The sequence below is a fragment of the Pseudaminobacter salicylatoxidans genome, from assembly GCF_003148475.1.
Taxonomy (GTDB): Bacteria; Pseudomonadota; Alphaproteobacteria; order Rhizobiales; family Rhizobiaceae; genus Pseudaminobacter; species Pseudaminobacter salicylatoxidans.
Map to the genome: position 1 here is coordinate 227,087 of NZ_QGGG01000003.1, position 17,728 is coordinate 244,814.

At 63.3% G+C, this 17,728-nt stretch carries 13 protein-coding genes and 1 tRNA gene; 7 read left to right on the forward strand and 7 right to left on the reverse strand.

Annotated features, from left to right (window positions below; genetic code table 11):
- The first annotated feature begins 2 nt into the window (after positions 1-2).
- The 3 genes from betA to betB all read left to right on the forward strand — a co-directional run bounded on the left by betA (position 3) and on the right by betB (position 3,365).
- Positions 3-1,655: a choline dehydrogenase gene (betA, locus tag C7441_RS06005; protein WP_109612103.1), complete on the forward strand. Its 1,653-nt coding sequence runs from the start codon at positions 3-5 to the stop codon at positions 1,653-1,655.
- Positions 1,656-1,726: 71 nt separating this feature from the next.
- The gene (locus C7441_RS06010) at positions 1,727-1,873 is read left to right on the forward strand and encodes a hypothetical protein (RefSeq protein ID WP_019172126.1); all 147 of its coding nucleotides are present in this window, start codon (positions 1,727-1,729) and stop codon (positions 1,871-1,873) included.
- A gap of 28 nt (positions 1,874-1,901) precedes the next feature.
- Positions 1,902-3,365, forward strand: a complete 1,464-nt coding sequence (betB, locus tag C7441_RS06015) for a betaine-aldehyde dehydrogenase (protein ID WP_109612192.1) — start codon at positions 1,902-1,904, stop codon at positions 3,363-3,365.
- Positions 3,366-3,506: 141 nt separating this feature from the next.
- Here the strand turns inward: betB and C7441_RS06020 are convergent, their stop codons facing one another.
- Both C7441_RS06020 and C7441_RS06025 read right to left on the reverse strand, forming a co-directional pair.
- Positions 3,507-5,741, reverse strand: coding sequence for a mannose-1-phosphate guanylyltransferase/mannose-6-phosphate isomerase (locus tag C7441_RS06020; protein ID WP_109612104.1), 2,235 nt, complete (start codon positions 5,739-5,741; stop codon positions 3,507-3,509).
- Between the two features lie 15 nt (positions 5,742-5,756).
- Positions 5,757-7,277: a phosphomannomutase/phosphoglucomutase gene (locus tag C7441_RS06025; protein WP_109612105.1), complete on the reverse strand. Its 1,521-nt coding sequence runs from the start codon at positions 7,275-7,277 to the stop codon at positions 5,757-5,759.
- A 204-nt stretch (positions 7,278-7,481) separates the two neighbouring features.
- Here C7441_RS06025 and C7441_RS06030 point away from each other — a divergent pair.
- Both C7441_RS06030 and C7441_RS06035 read left to right on the forward strand, forming a co-directional pair.
- Positions 7,482-7,558 (forward strand) — tRNA-Pro (locus C7441_RS06030).
- Positions 7,559-7,665: 107 nt separating this feature from the next.
- Positions 7,666-7,917, forward strand: a complete 252-nt coding sequence (locus C7441_RS06035) for a hypothetical protein (protein WP_109612106.1) — start codon at positions 7,666-7,668, stop codon at positions 7,915-7,917.
- A 15-nt stretch (positions 7,918-7,932) separates the two neighbouring features.
- Here the strand turns inward: C7441_RS06035 and C7441_RS06040 are convergent, their stop codons facing one another.
- From C7441_RS06040 to C7441_RS06055, 4 genes are all read right to left on the reverse strand, one after another.
- The gene (locus tag C7441_RS06040) at positions 7,933-9,570 is read right to left on the reverse strand and encodes an ABC transporter ATP-binding protein (protein ID WP_109612193.1); all 1,638 of its coding nucleotides are present in this window, start codon (positions 9,568-9,570) and stop codon (positions 7,933-7,935) included.
- Positions 9,571-9,574: 4 nt separating this feature from the next.
- Positions 9,575-10,693, reverse strand: coding sequence for an ABC transporter permease (locus C7441_RS06045; RefSeq protein ID WP_109612107.1), 1,119 nt, complete (start codon positions 10,691-10,693; stop codon positions 9,575-9,577).
- The gene (locus tag C7441_RS06050) at positions 10,686-11,609 is read right to left on the reverse strand and encodes an ABC transporter permease subunit (RefSeq protein WP_019169779.1); all 924 of its coding nucleotides are present in this window, start codon (positions 11,607-11,609) and stop codon (positions 10,686-10,688) included. Before C7441_RS06050 ends, C7441_RS06045 begins: the two co-directional genes overlap by 8 nt.
- 85 nt (positions 11,610-11,694) lie before the next feature.
- Positions 11,695-13,287: a peptide ABC transporter substrate-binding protein gene (locus tag C7441_RS06055; RefSeq protein ID WP_109612194.1), complete on the reverse strand. Its 1,593-nt coding sequence runs from the start codon at positions 13,285-13,287 to the stop codon at positions 11,695-11,697.
- Positions 13,288-13,618: 331 nt separating this feature from the next.
- Here C7441_RS06055 and C7441_RS06060 point away from each other — a divergent pair, with 331 nt between their 5' ends.
- Positions 13,619-14,032, forward strand: a complete 414-nt coding sequence (locus C7441_RS06060) for a TadE/TadG family type IV pilus assembly protein (RefSeq protein WP_109612195.1) — start codon at positions 13,619-13,621, stop codon at positions 14,030-14,032.
- Positions 14,032-15,774, forward strand: a complete 1,743-nt coding sequence (locus tag C7441_RS06065) for a pilus assembly protein TadG-related protein (protein WP_109612196.1) — start codon at positions 14,032-14,034, stop codon at positions 15,772-15,774. The genes C7441_RS06060 and C7441_RS06065 overlap by 1 nt, the downstream gene beginning before the upstream one ends.
- A 21-nt stretch (positions 15,775-15,795) precedes the next feature.
- Here C7441_RS06065 and C7441_RS06070 read toward each other — a convergent pair whose 3' ends face one another.
- Positions 15,796-17,424: an alpha-D-glucose phosphate-specific phosphoglucomutase gene (locus C7441_RS06070; protein WP_109612197.1), complete on the reverse strand. Its 1,629-nt coding sequence runs from the start codon at positions 17,422-17,424 to the stop codon at positions 15,796-15,798.
- Positions 17,425-17,728 lie beyond the last annotated feature (304 nt).

Sequence of the window (17,728 nt, forward strand, 5' to 3'; positions counted from 1 at the left end):
CCATGCTTGAGGCGGATTTCGTCATCATCGGCTCCGGCTCGGCCGGCTCGGCCATGGCCTACAGGCTGTCGGAAGACGGTAAGCATTCGGTCATCGTCATCGAGTTCGGCGGCTCGGATATGGGGCCGCTGATCCAGATGCCGTCAGCGCTTTCCATCCCCCTCAATATGCCGCTCTATGACTGGGGTTTTTCCAGCGAGCCGGAGCCGCATCTGGGCGGGCGCGTGCTGGCCACGCCCCGTGGCAAGGTGCTGGGCGGCTCGTCATCCATCAACGGCATGGTCTATGTGCGCGGCCACGCGCATGATTTCGACCACTGGGCCGAGGAAGGAGCCACCGGCTGGAGCTATGCCGATGTGCTGCCCTACTTCAAGCGCATGGAGCATTCGCATGGCGGCGAGGACGGCTGGCGCGGCACCAAGGGGCCGCTGCATGTGCAGCGCGGCAAGCGCGCCAACCCACTTTACGCCGCCTTCATCGAGGCAGGCCGGCAAGCGGGCTTCGAGTTGACCGACGACTATAACGGCTCCAAGCAGGAGGGGTTCGGACCGATGGAGCAGACCATCCATCTCGGCCGCCGCTGGTCCACCGCCAATGCCTATCTGCGCCCGGCGCTGAAGCGGAAAAATGTGCGTCTGGTCAATGGCTTCGCGAGAAAGGTCGTCATTGAGAATCAACGCGCCATCGGCGTCGAGATCGAAGCGCGCGGGAAGATCGAGGTGGTAAAGGCGCGGCGCGAGGTGATCGTGGCCGCCTCCTCCATCAATTCGCCGAAGATCCTGATGCTGTCGGGCATCGGCCCCGCGCAGCACCTGAAGGACAACGGGATTTCCGTGGTCGCCGACCGTCCCGGCGTCGGCGCCAATCTGCAGGACCATCTTGAACTCTACATCCAACAGGAATCGACCCAGCCGATCACCCTGAACTCGGTGCTCAACCCCTTCTCCAAGGCGCTGATCGGCGCACGATGGATGCTCTTCAAGAGCGGGCTGGGCGCCACCAACCACTTCGAGGCGGCCGCCTTCGTGCGTTCCGCCGCCGGCATCGACTATCCCGACATCCAGTATCACTTCATCCCCGCAGCCGTGCGCTACGACGGCAAGGCGGTGGCCAACACACACGGCTTCCAGGCCCATGTCGGCCCGATGCGCTCGAAATCGCGCGGAGCGGTCACGCTGCGTTCGCCGGACGCGAAGGAAAAGCCGGTCATCCGCTTCAACTACATGTCGCACCCGGACGATTGGGCCGAGTTCCGCCGCTGCATCCGTCTCACCCGCGAAATCTTCGGCCAGGCCGCCTTCGATCCCTATCGCGGCGAGGAGATTTCGCCTGGCAGCCGGGTGCAGACCGACGCCGAGCTCGATGCCTTCATTCGCGACCATGCCGAAAGCGCGCTGCACCCATGCGGCACCTGCCGCATGGGCCGTGCCGACGATCCGATGGCGGTGGTGGACCCGGAATGCCGCGTCATCGGCGTGGAAGGCCTGCGCGTGGCCGATTCCTCCATCTTCCCGCGCATCACCAACGGCAACCTCAACGGCCCCTCGATCATGACCGGCGAAAAGGCATCCGACCACATCCTTGGTCGCCAGCCGCTTTCCCCGTCCAATCAGGAACCGTGGATCAATCCGCGCTGGCAGGTGTCGGATCGTTGATCCTCAAACGGTTCGAATCGCGGCAAATTCGGCTATAGATCGGCTGTGTTGAAGTTTCTGAGGAGCAGTCGATGAAGCAGAACCAGCTCTACCTCGTGATCGGCGCGCTTGTCGTGATCGTCATCGGTCTCGGCATCTATGTCTGGAACGAACAGACGAAACCCAAGGGCGTCGAGATCAAGCTCGATGAATCCGGCATTTCGGTGCAGCAGAACTGACGCAAATTCCAACGCCAGAAAGATGACCATGAAGGCCCAGCCCCAATCATCCCACTATATCAACGGCCGTTTCGTGGACGACGAGCGCGGCGCGCCCATCGCGGTCATCTACCCGGCGACCGGCGAGACGATTGCCACGCTGCATTCGGCCACGCCCAACGTGATCGAGCTGGCGGTCGAGGCCGCGCGTGCCGCCCAGCCCGCCTGGGCACGGCTGAAGCCGGTCGAGCGCGGGCGCATCCTGCGCCGCGCCGCCGACATTCTGCGCGCCCGCAACGAAGAGCTTGCACGGCTGGAGACGCTGGACACCGGCAAGGCGATCCAGGAAACGCTGGTGGCCGACGCCCCCTCGGCCGCCGACTGCCTCGAATATTTCGCCGGCGCGATCGGCGCCTATAACGGCGATTTCATCGACCTCGGCGGGCCGTTTGCCTATACGCGGCGCGAGGCGCTTGGCGTGTGCGTGGGCATCGGCGCCTGGAACTACCCGATCCAGATTGCCGGCTGGAAATCGGCTCCGGCACTCGCCATGGGCAATGCCGTGGTGTTCAAGCCCTCCGAGAACACGCCGCTTTCGGCGCTTGCGCTGGCCGAGATCTACACCGAGGCCGGCCTGCCGGACGGGTTGTTCAACGTGGTGCAGGGTTATGGCGATGTCGGCGGCGCGCTGGTCGGCCACGACGTCGTCGCCAAGGTTTCGGTCACCGGCTCGGTGCCCACCGGCCGCAAGGTGCTGTCGCTCGCCGGCTCGAAGATGAAGCACGCCACGATGGAACTCGGCGGCAAGTCGCCGCTCATCGTCTTCGACGACGCCGACCTCGAAAACGCCATCGGCGGCGCGATGCTCGGCAATTTCTATTCCACCGGCCAGATTTGCTCGAACGGCACCCGCGTCTTCGTCCAGAAAGGCCTGCACGACCGTTTCGTGGAACGCCTGGTGGAGCGCACCAAGAAAATTCGGATCGGCGATCCGCTCGATCCCGAAACCCAGATGGGGCCGCTGGTCAGCAAGGCCCACCACGAAAAAGTGCTCAGCTATATCGAGATCGGCAAGCAGGAGGGCGCCACGCTCGCCTGCGGCGGTAGCGTGCCCGCGTTGCAGGGCTTCGATGGCGGCTGCTTCGTCGAGCCCACCGTCTTCACCGGCGTGACCGACGACATGCGCATCGCCCGCGAGGAAATTTTCGGGCCGGTGATGAGCGTGCTGACCTTCGATAACGAGGACGAAGTGATCGAGCGCGCCAACGCCACCGAATTCGGCCTTGCCGCCGGCGTGTTCACCCGCGACCTGCCGCGCGCGCACCGCGTGATCTCCGAGCTCCTGGCCGGCACCTGCTGGATCAACGCCTACAACCTGACCCCGGTGGAAATGCCCTTCGGCGGCTATAAGCAGTCGGGCATCGGCCGGGAGAACGCGCTGGGAGCGCTCGGCCATTATTCGCAGGTCAAGTCTGTCTACGTCGAGACGGGAGACGTCGAGAGCCCCTATTGAGGCTCGCGAACTGAATCTCTTTTCTCTTCCAAAACACTGTTTGGAAAAGCTTTTGCGGCGGCGATCCATCTCTCATTGAGCATCGGATCTTCCGAAAACCGGCTTCCACTTTTCGGTCCGATGCTCTGGATGCCGCCGTTGTCAGTTCTCGCTTGTGCTGTCCAGATATTGCATCAGCGCGCAGACGAGGTGGTAGAAGATCGAGGCCGGCACTTCGCTCGCCAGCGAGCGGCCGCGTTCGTCGATCCGGTCGATCCACAGACCGAGCGGCGCGGGGTCGATATGCCAGCGGAACAGCCTGCCCACCCGCGCCTCGATCTCGGGCTTGAGGTCCGGGCCGTCCGCGCCGTCGAGCGCGATCGCCGCCTTGATCGCCTCGGTCTGCGGCCAACTGCGCGACACGCGGTCTAGCGGCATGCCCTGGCGCGAGACCGCGCCATAAGCGAGCCCCGTCGCGCGGTTCAGGCCGTTGGCGATGGCCGAGGCGTAGAGCTTGCGGGCATAGGCGGTGAGGTTCTTCTGGCCGCTCTTGGCGGCGAAATCGACCAGCAGCGAGGCCCATTCGAAATGGTGGCCGGGCTCGGTCCATGTCCCCTTTTCGCCCGCTGCCGGCAGCCAGTCGTCATCGTAATATTCGCCCAGCGTCCAGCTTTCGGCATCGAAGAAATGGCTGCGGAACAGGTCGATGATGCGGGCCGCACGGCGCAGATAGTTCCTGTCGCCGGTCGCCGTGTGCCAGGCGAGAAACGCTTCCAGCAGGTGCATATGCGGGTTGGAACGCCGCAGCCCCTCGCCCGCCGAGGTTTCCAGAAAGCCGGTCAGCCGCTGGTCTTCCAGATGCGCGTCGAGGAAGTCGAAAGTCTCCGCGCCCAGCCGCAGCGCGTCCGGGTTGCCGCACATATGCGCGTAAGCCAGCGCCAGCAGCACGCAGGAATGGTCGTAGGCATCCTCCGTGGCATCGGCCACGCCGCCGTCGAGGTTCATGGTGCGTACCCAGCCGCCGCGTTCGGTACGGCCGTTACCCGACATGAAGTCCAGCCCGTACGCGATCAGCCGGTCGGCAGGACCGTCCCAGCCGCGCGCCTTGGCCACGGCGAAGGCGTAGACCTGCCGGGCCATGGTGCGCATGCGCTTGGGCCTCATCAGCGACTTGCCGTCGAAGCCGAGCGCCTCGTGGAAGCCGCCATAGCGCTCGTCCACGCCGGCGGTGGACCAGAGCGGCAGCGTCTCCTCGAACAGCCAGTGGTGCACGCGCTTGCGCCACGCGCCGCTTTGCAGCACGCGGTCGTGCGAGGGCGTGAACTTCGTCTCCAGCCGCCCGCTCTTTTCAAGCTGCTCAACGATTTTCTTGACGTTCTGGCTGTGGCTGACAGGTGCGACGAAGGTGGCGTCCATGGTGGCGACGATGGCGATGTCCTTCAGCCCGATGGCCGAAAGCAGGCGGCCCTCGCTGCGCATGTAGGAATTCTCGCAATCCATGGCGACCACGTCGCCGACGATCACATTGCCCTGCGCGTCCGTGGGGCTGACATCGAGCAAAGACTGCCATGAGCCGAGATCGTTCCAGCGGAAGGCCGCCGGCACCATGGCGATACCGGTGGCATGTTCCATGATGGCGTAGTCGATGGAATCCGACGGGATCGCCTCATAGGCTTCCAGCGGCATGTAGAGCCCCGACAGATCGCGGCTGGCCGTCCTGAAGGCCTGTTCGGCCGTCTGCCAGATTTGCGGCTGGTGCTTCAGGAACTCCTCGCGCATGGTGCTGGCGCGGAACAGGAAGATACCGGTGTTCCAGAAGAAGTTGCCGGCTTCCAGATAGGCCCTGGCGGTTTCCAGATCGGGCTTTTCGACGAAGCGGGAAACGTCGCTGACGCCCTGCCCGCTGCCGGCGACCTCGATATAGCCATAGCCGGTTTCCGGCTGGCTCGGGCGGATGCCGAACACCACCAGCCGGCCCTCCCGCGCGGCCGGCACGCCCTGTTCTATCGTCTGCCAGAACTGGTCATCCGTCGAAATCTCGTGGTCGGAAGGCACCACCAGCACGATGCCGTCGCCATAGGCGTCCAGCGTCTGCAAGGTGGCGATGGCCACGGCAGCGGCCGTATTGCGGCCGGTCGGCTCGAAGATGGCGGCCCCACCGGCGAGATCGATGCCGGCAATGTCATCCTTCACGCGCGCGGCGTGACGCTCGGAGGCGATCAGGTAAACCGGTGTTTCACCCTCCTGCCGCGCCTTGAGGCGGCGCAACGTCTTGACCAGCATCGAGCCATCGCCCGACAGGTCGTGGAACTGTTTTGGGTTGTCCTCGCGCGACAGCGGCCACAGGCGCGAGCCGACGCCGCCGCTCATCACGAAACTGACGATCCGCTCGGTCATGGCAAAACTATCCGTTCAGAATGTCTGGTTGTAGGGGCCGACTTCCGGGCTGCGGCGCAGCACCGCGTCGACCGCGTCGAACATTTCCCGGCGACGTTCGGCCGAGACCGGGCTTTCCACGACAACAACCAGCTCCGGCTTGTTGGAAGAGGCGCGCACCAGACCCCAGGTGCCGTCCTCGGCCACCACGCGCACGCCGTTGACGGTGACGAGGTCGGTGATCTTCTGGCCGGCGAATGTGGCGCCACTTTGTTTCATGGCCTCGAAGTCGGCGACCACCCGCTCCACCACGCCATATTTCAGCTCGTCGTCGCAATGCGGCGACATGGTCGGCGTGCCGTAGGTCAGCGGCAGGTCCCGGTAGAGGTCGGCCATGCTGCGCCCCGGATTGCGGTCGAGCATCTCGCAAACCGCAATCGCAGTCACGATCCCGTCGTCATAGCCGCGCCCGATGGGCGGGTTGAAGAAGAAGTGGCCCGACTTTTCGAAACCCGCGATCGCGCCGAGTTCGGTGACGCGGCGCTTCATGTAGGAATGGCCGGTTTTCCAGTAATCGGCGCGCGCGCCGTTGGCCTGCAACACCGGGTCGGTGGTGAACAGGCCGGTGGACTTCACGTCGGTGACGAACAGCGAGCCCGGATGCAGCGCCGAAATATCGCGCGCCAGCATGACACCCACCTTGTCGGCGAAGATTTCGTTGCCCTCATTGTCCACCACGCCGCAGCGGTCGCCGTCGCCGTCGAAGCCGAGGCCGACATCCGCGCCCGTCTCCAGCACCTTGTCGCGGATGGCATGAAGCATCTTCATGTCTTCGGGATTCGGGTTGTAGCGCGGGAAACTGTGGTCGAGCTCGACGTCGAGCGGGATGACCTCGCAGCCGATGCGCTCCAGCGCTTCCGGCGCGAAAGCGCCCGCCGTGCCGTTGCCGCAGGCGGCCACGACCTTGAGCCTGCGGGCGAGCTTGTGCCCTTTGGTCAGATCGTCGAGATAGGTTTCGCGAAAACCAGAGACGAATTCATAGGCGCCGCCGCCGGTCAGCTCGAAATCGCCTTCGAGCACGATCTTCTTCAGCGCGCTCATCTCGTCGGGACCGAAGGTCAGCGGCCGCGCGGCCCCCATCTTCACGCCGGTCCAGCCGTTTTCGTTGTGCGAGGCCGTCACCATGGCGACCGATGGCGTGTCGAGCGCGAACTGCGCGAAATAGGCCATGGGCGACAGCGCCAGCCCGATATCCTTCACCCGTGCGCCGGCCGCCATCAGGCCCGCCGTCAGCGCCAGCTTGATGGAAAGCGAATAGCCGCGAAAGTCATGTCCGACGACGATATCCGGACCCACGCCCAGCCGCCGAATCAGCGTGCCGAGCCCCATCCCCAGCGCCTGCACCCCGATGAGGTTGAGTTCCGGCGCCTTGGTCGAGCCCGGATGGCCGAACCACCAGCGCGCATCATATTCACGAAAACCGGTCGGCTTCACCAATGCGCTGGTCTCGAACGCGAATGTATTGGGGCTGGCTTCGGCCACGATCTTGAAAGGCACGCGCTATGCTCCGCTTGCTGTTTGTCGGATTCCACAATAGCCGCAACGGCTTACCGTGGCATTAAACGCTCCGGCGCGGCTTGTCGCCACCGCAATGCCGAAAGCTGTGGGCTGGACCAAAGAAAAGCGAAGTTTCTTCACAAGACAGGTCGTTTGCCGCTTGCGGGATTTTTTTTCGACAGCTATAAGCCCGCCGTCTGGTCGCGGAGTGTAGCGCAGCCTGGTAGCGCACCTGCTTCGGGAGCAGGGGGTCGCAGGTTCGAATCCTGCCACTCCGACCAGAAAAATCCCGGGTTTCCGGCGTTTTGCCGTAACCATTGTCTCCCTCGCAAAATTGTGTTCAGGCCTGACGGTGGCGCAAGCCACACCGGATCGCTATGCTCGACGCATGACCAGAGACGCACGCCTCCTTTCCGCCCTTGCCGTTGCAGCGACGCTGCTTCCGTTTCAGGCGTTGGCGGATGACAGCCAGCCGCTTCCCGGCGTCAAGCAGCCGGAGCCCATCGTGCAGGCTCCCCAGCCCGAGCCCGATGAGCAGCCGGGAACGGGAGACACGTTCAAGGTGGGCGATTTCGACGTGAAGGTTTCCGGCAGCGTCACCGTCGATATCGGCTTCGGCAAGGTCAAGCCGCCAAGGTGAGCGGAGCCGCCGACCTCACACGGCGACGCGGAATTTCTTCTCGTCGATCGCGGCGCTCATCAGCGCCCTCGTGTAGTCCTCGCGCGGACGGTCGAAAATGTCCTCGGTCGGCCCCTGCTCCACGATCTGCCCCTGCTTCATCACGATGATGTAATCGGCCATGGCGCGCACCACCGCCAGATCATGGCTGATGAAGAGATAGGAAAGTTCGTGCTCGGCCTGCAGGTCGCGCAGCAGTTCCACGATCTGCTTCTGCACCGAGCGGTCGAGCGCCGAGGTCGGCTCGTCCAGCACCACCACCTTCGGCCGCAGGATCATGGCGCGGGCGATGGCGATGCGCTGACGCTGGCCGCCGGAGAATTCGTGCGGATAGCGGTTGCGCATGGCGGGATCGAGCCCGACACGCTGCAAGGCAATCACGGCGCGCGCATCGCGATCCTTCGCCGACAGCGAGGGCTCATGCACCAGGAGACCCTCCGTGATGACCTGACCGATGGTCATGCGCGGCGACAGCGAGCCGAACGGGTCCTGGAAGACGAGTTGCAGTTCGCGGCGCAGGGGCCGCATGGTTTCGGTATTGGCGGCCGAAATGTCCTTGTGTTCGAAGCGGATCGCGCCCTCGCTCGGCAGCAGCCGCAACAGTGCGCGACCGAGCGTCGATTTGCCCGAACCCGACTCGCCGACGATGCCGATGGTCTGGCCCTGCTTCAGCGACAGCGAAATGCGGTCTACCGCCTTCAGCAGAAGCGGCGGACCGGAGAGGAAGCCGCCACCTATCCTGAACGCCACCTCGACATTGCGGCCTTCCAGCAGCACGGGCGCGCCGGCCGGCGGCGGAGCCTTGCGCCCGGTTGGCTCGGCGGCGAGCAGCATTTTCGTGTAATCGTGCTGCGGAGCGGCGAATACCCGTTCCGTCTCCCCCTCCTCCACGACCTGGCCCGAACGCATGACATAGACGCGGTCGGAAAAGCGCCGGACGATGTTGAGATCGTGGGTGATGAACACGATGGCCATGCCGAGCGTGCGCTGCAATTCGGCCAGAAGCGTCAGGATCTGCGCCTGAACGGTCACGTCGAGCGCGGTGGTGGGCTCGTCGGCGATCAGGATGTCCGGATCGTTGGCAAGCGCCATGGCGATCATCACACGCTGGCGCTGGCCGCCCGACATTTCATAGGGATAGGACCGCATGCGCCGCTCGGGATCGGGTATCTTCACCAGTTCCAGAAGCCGCAGCGCCTCTTTCCGCGCCTCGGCAGCGCCCAGCCTGCGGTGGCGGCGGATCGGTTCGATAAGCTGGTTGCCGATGGTGTAGAGCGGATCGAGCGAGGTCATCGGCTCCTGGAAGATCATGCTGATCTTCGCGCCGCGCACCTGATTGAGCGCCGCCTTGTCGAGCGTCAGCAGGTTCTTGCCGCGGTAGTCCACCTCGCCGCTCGCCTCGCCATTGGAGGCCAGCAGACGCATGGCCGCCATCATGGTCTGGCTTTTGCCGGAACCGGATTCACCGACGATGGCAACCGTTTCGCCGGCATTCACATGCAGGTTGATGCCCTTGACCGCATCGATCTCGCCGTCGAGCGTGCGAAAGCGCACGCGCAAGTCCTTCACCGAAAGTATCGGCCCCGACGCTGTGGGATTGTTGGTCGCGTTCATGGCGTCACCGGTCCTTCGGGTCGAGTGCGTCACGCAGGCCGTCGCCGACGAAATTCAACGCAAACAGCGTGGAAACCAGGAAGAAAGCGGGAAACAGCAGCAGCCAGTTGGCGGTGCCGATATTCTTGGCGCCCGTCGAAATCAGCACGCCCCAGCTCGTCATCGGCTCCTGCACGCCAAGCCCGAGGAAAGACAGGAAGCTTTCCAGGATGATGACATGCGGCACCAGCAGCGTCATGTAAATGACCACCACACCGAGCAGGTTTGGCACGATGTGGCGCGCCAGAATGCCGCTTCGCGTCACGCCCAGCGCCTCTGCCGCCTGCACATATTCCTGCCGGCGGATCGACAGGGCCTGCCCGCGCACGATGCGGGCCATGTCCAGCCACAGCACCGCGCCGACGGCCAGGAACATCAGCACGAAGTTTCGTCCGAAGAACACCACCAGCATGATGACGAAGAAGATGAAGGGCAGTGAATAGAGCACATCCACAATGCGCATCATCACCTCGTCGGTCTTGCCGCCGATGAAACCCGAGGTCGCGCCGTAGAGCACGCCGATCACGACCGCGACGACGCCGGCCAGCAGGCCGATGGCCAGCGAGATGCGCCCCGCCATCAATGTGCGCGAAAGCAGGTCGCGGCCGGTATTGTCGGTCCCGAACAGGAAATATTGCTGCTTGACCGAAGTGCTCATGGTCATCTTCAGGCCGTCGTCCGACCTGCTGTCGATCACCGTGTTGTCGAAGGTGTCGGAGCGGTCGAGATAGCGCGCGTTGCGCTCGTCGATCGGCTTCGATGCGGTGACGGTCACAAAGACGCGCTCACCTTCCTGGCGCCAGTCCTCGATGTCCACGCGCATGCGCCGGACGGCATCGCGCAGCGCATTCTCGATCATACCGGCCTCGGGATAGGCCGACAAACTCGGCGGCGTGCGCACATAGTCGGCATAGATCGTGGTGTAGTTGTGCGGCACGAACAGCGGACCGACGACGCAGACGACCGCCATGAACACCAGATAGAACAGGCTGACCATGGCCGCCTTATTGGACTTGAGGCGCGCCCAGGCATCGCCCCAGAACGAGCGCCCGGCAACAGGCGCGGCAAGCGCAATTTCAGTCATAGCGCACCCTCGGATCGATCACCGCATAGAGAAGATCCACGATGAGGTTGAAGACGATGGTGAAGATCGCGATCACCACCACCGTTCCCATCACCAGCGTGTAGTCGCGGTTGAGCGCGGCATCGACGAAATAGCGGCCGACGCCGGGAATGGAGAAGATGGTTTCCACCACGATGGAGCCTGTGAGCAGGGCCGCGGCGGCGGGACCGGCATAGGACACGATGGGCAGAACCGCGCCGCGGAAGGCATGCCTGACCACCACCGACCATTCCGAAAGCCCGAGCGCGCGAGCCGTGCGGATATGGTGCGAGCGCATGGATTCGATCATCGAGCCGCGCATCAGGCGCGCGACGATGGCGATCTGCGGCAATGCCAGCGTGATGACCGGCCCCACCTTGTTGATCAGCGCGCCGTTGCCCCAGCCGCCGACGGGCAGCAGCATCCAGGTCAGCCCGAACACGAGCTGGATGATCGGCGCGATGACGAATGTGGGAATGGTGCTGCCGGCGGTGGCGATGGCGATCACCGTATAGTCGCCGAGCCTGTTCTGGTTCAGCGCGGCGATGACGCCCAGAATGCTGCCGACGATCAGGGCCAGAAGCAGCGCCGAGGCGCCGAGCTGGATCGAGATCGGCAGACCCTTGGCAAACAGTTCGCCCACGGTGAAGTCCGGCAGATTGTAGCTCGGGCCGAAATTGCCGTGCAGCAGGTTGTTGAGATAATTGAGATATTGCTGCCAGAGCGGATCGTTGAGGCCGAACTGGGCTTCAAGATTGGCCTTGATCTCGGGGCTTAGCCCGCGCTCCTGGTTGAAAGGCCCGCCGGGGGCCACGCGGATCAGGAAGAACGCCAGCGTCACGATGACGAAAAGCGTCGGGATGGCGGTGAGAAGCCGCCGGAAGACGTAGAGCAGCATGGATATTCCCCGCTGTCGCTGAAGGCCGCTCCGCCGCCTCCCCAGGATCAGGACCCGGTGGAGGCGGCGGGCGATCGGCCAGGGATCAGTCCTTGCTGATGAAGCGCGACGGATGCACGTCCATCACGTTCGATTCAAAGCCATGCAGCTTCGAGGAAACGAGGTTGTGGAAGCTGTAATAGAGCAGCGGGATATTGCCGACCTCGTCCACCAGAACGCGTTCGGCGTTTTCCAGCTCCTTCATGCGCTCTTCCGGCTTTCCACCTGCGGCGGCCGCTTTGTCCATGGCTTCCTCGAACTTCGGGCTGTCGAAGTTCGAGTAGTTGTTGCCGCTGGCCTTGCGCGAGATGCCGAGGAAGGTCTCAGGATCCTTGTAGTCCGCGATCCAGCCGGCACGCGCGACGTCATAATCGCCCTTCTGCTCCAGATGGCCGTAATGCGTCTTGGTGTCGGTGTTGAGCAGGGTCACTTCCACGCCGAGCGGCTTGAGCTGCTCCTGGATGGCGACGGCCGTGTTCTTGTGGTTTTCCGACGTGTTGTAGCGGATTTCCATCTTCAGCGGCTTGTCGGGTCCATAGCCGAGCTTTTCCAGGATTTCCTTGGCCTTGTCCTCGCGATCGATCTGCGATTCTTCGGCGAAGGACGCCATCGCCGACGTGTAGCCATCGATCCCCGGAGGCACCATCGAGTAACCCGGCAGCATGGAGTTCTGCCAGACCTTCTCGGCCAGGAAGTCACGGTCGATGGCCATCGAGATGGCGTTGCGCAGCTCCGGATTGTTCCAGGGCTCCTTGTCGGTCTTGATGGCGTAATAATAGGTGCCGAGATACGGCCCGATGCGGAGCTGGTCGCCGAACTTGGCCTTCAGGTCGGCAAGCTGCTCGGTGGGCAGGTCGTCGTTGGAATCGAGCTCACCAGCCTCGAAGCGCTTCATGGCGGTCGAGCGGTCTTCGGTGGGGATGTAGTTCACCACGTCGATCTTCACATTCGCCGCGTCATGGAACTTCGGGTTCTTGACCAGCTTGATGTGATCGTTGGGCGTGAACTCCGCCAGCGTGTAAGCGCCGTTGGAAACCAGATTGCCCGGCTTGATCCAGTCATTGCCCAGCTTCTCGATGGACACCTTGTTGACCGGATAGGTCGACTGGTGGGTCAGCATCTCAAGGAAATAGGGCGTGGGCGAATTGAGCGTCACCTCGAAGGTGGACGCATCGACCGCCCTGACGCCCAGCTCCTCCGGCTTGACCTTGCCGGTGTTCACATCCTCGCCGTTCTTCACCACGTAAAGCATCGAGGCGTATTCGGCGGCTGTCGCCGGGTCGAGCAGGCGGCGGAAGGAATAGACGAAATCGTCGGCCGTCACCGGCGCACCGTCCGACCAGACGCCATCGCCACGCAGCTTGAACGTATAGACCTTGCCGTCGTCCGACACCGTCCAGCTTTCGGCCGCGCCGGGAATGAGATCGGCGTTCTGGTCCTGCATCACCAGACCCTCGAACAGGTCGCGCAGGATATGCGCTTCATAGACCGTCGAGGTCTTGTGCGGATCGAGCGATTCCGGATCCGCCGAATTGCCGCGATTGTAGACGACTTCCGCGAAAGAAGGGGCGAGCATGGCGCCGCCAGCCACGGACAGGCTGACAGCGAACACGGTCGCTTTCAGAAAGTTCTTGAGCAGCATTTTGTCTCTCTCCCGACTTGCCGGCGCTTCTTGGGCGGCGGCGAAGTACCATAAAGCGCCCCTAGGCCGGTTTTCCCCGGCTTCGTTGAGCGAGCCGGCGTCCCTCCCGGACGCCGTTCTGGCGCTGACAGTAGCGAGCGCGAATATCGATTTCAACAGCCCTCAAGGTCACCTTGAGTAAGCTCGAAATTCCGGCGAAGCCGAAAAATCGACCTATCTCGTTAAGCGTTCTTAAACAACCACAGGTTACATTGTGGTTAGCTGGCGCACTACATCCGCATGGCAGGTGGAAGGCGCCGCGGTCAACCGTGTCCGCAGGGGTGCGATCATGTATGTTTGGCGAGATCGGTCCGGAACTTCCGCAATAGAATTCGCCCTGCTTGCGCCGATCTTCATCCTGTTCCTGCTCGGAATGATCGCCTACGGCATCTATTTCGGCGCCAGCCATTCGGTGCAGCAGATCGCCGCCGACGCGGCCCGCACCGCCATCGCGGGGTTGAACGAAACGGAACGGCGCACGCTGGCCGCCGACTTCATTCGCGTCAACGCCGCCGGCTACGCGTTCGTCGATCCGCAGAAACTGTCCATCGACACGCATGACAGCAGCGCGGACGGAAGCCAGTTCGTGGTTGCGCTGAGCTATGACGCAAGCGCGCTGCCGATCTGGAACCTTCTGCAAGACCTGCCCTTGCCGGGCAAGACCATCCTTCGTCAATCGGTCATTCGCGTCGGAGGCATATGATGCCACCTCCCGGACACTTCCTTTCTCCTGGAAAATCTTTCTTTTCAAATACTTCCGGCAATTTCGCAATAATGTCCGCAGCCTGCCTGCCAGTGGCGCTGGTGCTTGCGGCAGTCGCCATCGACGAAGGTTCGCTCTATACCGAGCGACGCGCCGCGCAGTCGATCGTGGATCTCGCGGCCATCACCGCAGCGGCAAATCTCGACAAGGCCGAAACGGCCGTCACCACGGTGTTCGCCGACAACGGCATTTCCGGCGTGACGGTCGGCCGCGCCGGAACCAGGCCACCGGTGGATCCGGCCGGCTTCATCAAACCCACCGTCAACATCGAGCCGGGACGCTATACTGGCTTGGCCACGAGTGCCGTGGGAACCCGTTTTTCGCCGGGCGCAAAACCGTATAATGCCGTGCGCGTGACCTTCGCCAAGAATGGCACGCGGCATTTCGGCTCGGCGCTGATTTCGCCACCGGTCATCGCCACGCAGGCCACCGCAAGCGTATCGGCTCAGGCCGCCTTCTCGATCGGTTCAAGGCTGGCGAGCCTGGACGGCGGCATCCTCAATCAGCTCCTCGGCGACCTGACTGGAAGCAACCTTAAGTTGAACTTGATGGATTATCGGTCGCTCATCGACGCGGACGTAAATCTGCTTTCGGTGTTCGACCAGCTCAATACCAGGCTGAAGCTCAACGCCGCCAGCTACACCGACGTGCTCGGCGCGGACGTCACCGTCGGGCAGCTCGTCGCCGCCATGGCCGCCGTTCCCGGCACGGACAGCCAGGCGAAAGTCGTGCTCGACAGGCTGGCCGGCGTGCTTACCGGAACCGCGAAGGTTCCCTTGCGGGCCCTGGTGGATCTCGGTTCCACCGCACGGGTCGGCGTCGGGCAGACCAGTGCGGGGTTGCCCATCGTCGCCAACGTGATGGAGATACTGACGGCCAGCGCCGTTCTGGCCAATGGCAAGAACCAGGTCGCGACCGGTCTCAAGGTCAATGTGCTTGGGCTTGCCGGGGCGACGGTCGACATCGCCATCGGTGAGCCGCCCCAATCCACGCCCTTCTACACGGTCGGAGAAACGGGCGCGCTGGTGCGTACGGCGCAGACGCGCATTCGCATCGAGGCCGCCGTAAGCGGGCTTGGGCTTCTTGGCGACAAGCTCATTTCACTTCCGGTCTATGCCGACATCGCCTATGCGGAGGGCAGGCTGGCGGAAATTTCGTGCAGCACGGGGCGCGTCGAAAGCGTACGGGTGAAGGTGGACACCACGCCGGGGGTCGCCGACCTTCGCATCGGCGATGTCAACAGCGCGATGATGAAGGATTTCAGCAGGAAGCCGACCGTCTCGCCCGCCAAGCTGGTCGATGTCTCTCTGCTCGGCCTCGGATTGATTTCGATCCATGCGCAGGCACGTGCGGCGGTCGAGAATATCGAGCCGACAAAGCTGTCCTTCACCTATCAGGACATCACAGACCGCACGATCAAGACCGCCCATACCAAGAACCTGACGTCATCGCTGACGCGCTCCCTGCTCGGCGACCTCCACCTGGAGGCACGCACCTTGCTCGGCCTCAAGATCGGGGTTCCTTCGGGCATTGCCTCGGCGCTCGGAACGACGCTTGGCGCAGTCACCGCGCCGGTGGACAGCCTGCTCATGAACGTGCTCGGTCTGCTGGGCGTGCGCGTCGGCGAAGCGGATGTGCGCGTGGAAGGCGCCACCTGCGGCCGTTCCGTGCTGGTTCAATAGGAATCCGGCTCGGGCGCCTCGTCAGGTGATGACGCTCGGCTCCTTGCGGCCGGTATGGGCATGGATGCCGGCAATATCGTCGGCTGCGGCGATCAGGTCGGCGAGCGCGGCCTGCGTGTCGAGATCGTGCCTTGCCGGATCGGGCTCGAAACGCTCGATATAGAGCCGTACTGTCGCGCCCGATGTGCCCGTACCCGAAAGGCGCAGCACGATCCGCGAATTTCCCTCGAAGAAGATGCGGATACCCTGATGCTCGCTTGTCGAGCCATCGACGGGATCGTGATAGGCGAAATCGTCGGCCTTTTCGATCTTCATCCCGCGCACGCTGGTGCCCGGCAGGCCCGGCAGCTTCGCGCGCAGCTCCTCGATCATCCTGCCCGCGCGGTCGGCCTCGACTTCCTCATAGTCGTGGCGCGAATAGTAATTGCGGCCATAGGTCGCCCAGTGTTTTCTGGCGATCTCCATCACGCTTTCTCCGCGCGCCGCGAGGATGTTGAGCCACAGCAGCACCGCCCACAGCCCGTCCTTCTCGCGCACATGGTTGGAGCCGGTGCCGGCACTTTCCTCGCCGCAGATAGTGGCCATGCCGGCATCGAGCAGATTGCCGAAGAACTTCCAGCCGGTCGGCGTCTCATAGATGCCGATACCGAGCTTTTCGGCGACACGGTCGGCGGCCGCACTGGTGGGCATGGAACGGGCAATGCCCTTCAGCCCGTCCTTGTAGCCCGGCGCCAGATGGGCGTTGGCGGCCAGCATGGCGAGTGAGTCCGACGGCGTGACGAAGATGCCCCGGCCGATGACGAGGTTGCGGTCGCCATCGCCGTCCGACGCCGCGCCGAAATCCGGCGCGTCGGGCGCCATCAGCGCATCGTAGAGATGCTTGGCGTGGACGAGGTTCGGATCGGGATGATGCCCGCCGAAATCCGGCAGCGGATGATAGTTGCGCGCGGTGTGGTCGGGCGCCCCGAGCCGCCCCTCCAGAATCTCCTTCGCATAGGGTCCGGTCACGGCATGCATGGCATCGAAGCGCATGCGAAACCCGGATTTGAACAGCTTGCGGATGGCGTCGAAATCGAACAGTTCTTCCATCATCTGCGCATAATCGGCCACCGGGTCGATGATCTCGACCGTCATGCCGGCCACCTCGACCGTGCCGATCCTGTCGATGTCCACCGGCGGCGCATCGACGGTGACGTAGCGCGAAATAGCCCTGGAACGCTCATAGATGGCGTTGGTGACTTTTTCCGGGGCCGGTCCGCCATTCCCGACGTTATATTTGATGCCGAAATCACCCTTGGGGCCGCCGGGATTGTGGCTGGCCGACAAGATGATGCCCCCAAAGGCCTTGTATTTGCGGATGATGTGGGAGGCTGCCGGCGTGGACAGGATACCGCCCTGCCCCACGATGACGCGTCCGAAACCATTGGCCGCCGCCATGGCGATGACCTTCTGCACCACCTCGCGATTGTAGTAGCGGCCGTCGCCGCCCAGAACGAGGGTCTTGCCCTCGAAGCCCTCCACCGCATCGAAGATCGATTGCAGGAAATTCTCCACATAATGCGGCTGCTGGAACACCGGGACCTTCTTGCGCAAGCCGGAGGTGCCCGGCTGCTGATCTTCGAAGGGCTTGGTGGCAACGGTTTTCGTCATCGGAAAGGTCCTGGTCATCTCTCAGCCATGTGTCTGGAAAATCAACGAACGCAACACAACGCATCCGGACGCGGTTCGATCCCCGTGCCGGCCAATACAAATCTTGTGCACGACTATCCCGTTCGAATCCATCCGGGTGCTGATGCACCATGCGGGCGCGTGCCGATCAAATGGCTTTTTCCAACAGGCTGAAATGTTTGCATCCGCGCTGGGGTTGCGAAATGGCCGGCCGATGCAATAGTAATTAAATCACTCTGAATTATTATTGACCAGATCGCCCAACCGGCGCATTGTCCGCCCGAAA

Excerpts from the sequence above, each read along its gene's own strand:
- C7441_RS06010 (WP_019172126.1), top strand. The coding sequence starts at position 1,727 with ATGAAGCAGAACCAGCTCTACCTCGTGATCGGCGCGCTTGTCGTGATC.
- C7441_RS06070 (WP_109612197.1), bottom strand. The coding sequence starts at position 17,424 with ATGACGAAAACCGTTGCCACCAAGCCCTTCGAAGATCAGCAGCCGGGC.
- C7441_RS06065 (WP_109612196.1), top strand. The coding sequence starts at position 14,032 with ATGCCACCTCCCGGACACTTCCTTTCTCCTGGAAAATCTTTCTTTTCA.
- C7441_RS06020 (WP_109612104.1), bottom strand. The coding sequence starts at position 5,741 with ATGACCGAGCGGATCGTCAGTTTCGTGATGAGCGGCGGCGTCGGCTCG.
- C7441_RS06040 (WP_109612193.1), bottom strand. The coding sequence starts at position 9,570 with ATGAACGCGACCAACAATCCCACAGCGTCGGGGCCGATACTTTCGGTG.
- C7441_RS06060 (WP_109612195.1), top strand. The coding sequence starts at position 13,619 with ATGTATGTTTGGCGAGATCGGTCCGGAACTTCCGCAATAGAATTCGCC.
- C7441_RS06035 (WP_109612106.1), top strand. The coding sequence starts at position 7,666 with ATGACCAGAGACGCACGCCTCCTTTCCGCCCTTGCCGTTGCAGCGACG.
- C7441_RS06050 (WP_019169779.1), bottom strand. The coding sequence starts at position 11,609 with ATGCTGCTCTACGTCTTCCGGCGGCTTCTCACCGCCATCCCGACGCTT.
- betA (WP_109612103.1), top strand. The coding sequence starts at position 3 with ATGCTTGAGGCGGATTTCGTCATCATCGGCTCCGGCTCGGCCGGCTCG.
- betB (WP_109612192.1), top strand. The coding sequence starts at position 1,902 with ATGAAGGCCCAGCCCCAATCATCCCACTATATCAACGGCCGTTTCGTG.
- C7441_RS06045 (WP_109612107.1), bottom strand. The coding sequence starts at position 10,693 with ATGACTGAAATTGCGCTTGCCGCGCCTGTTGCCGGGCGCTCGTTCTGG.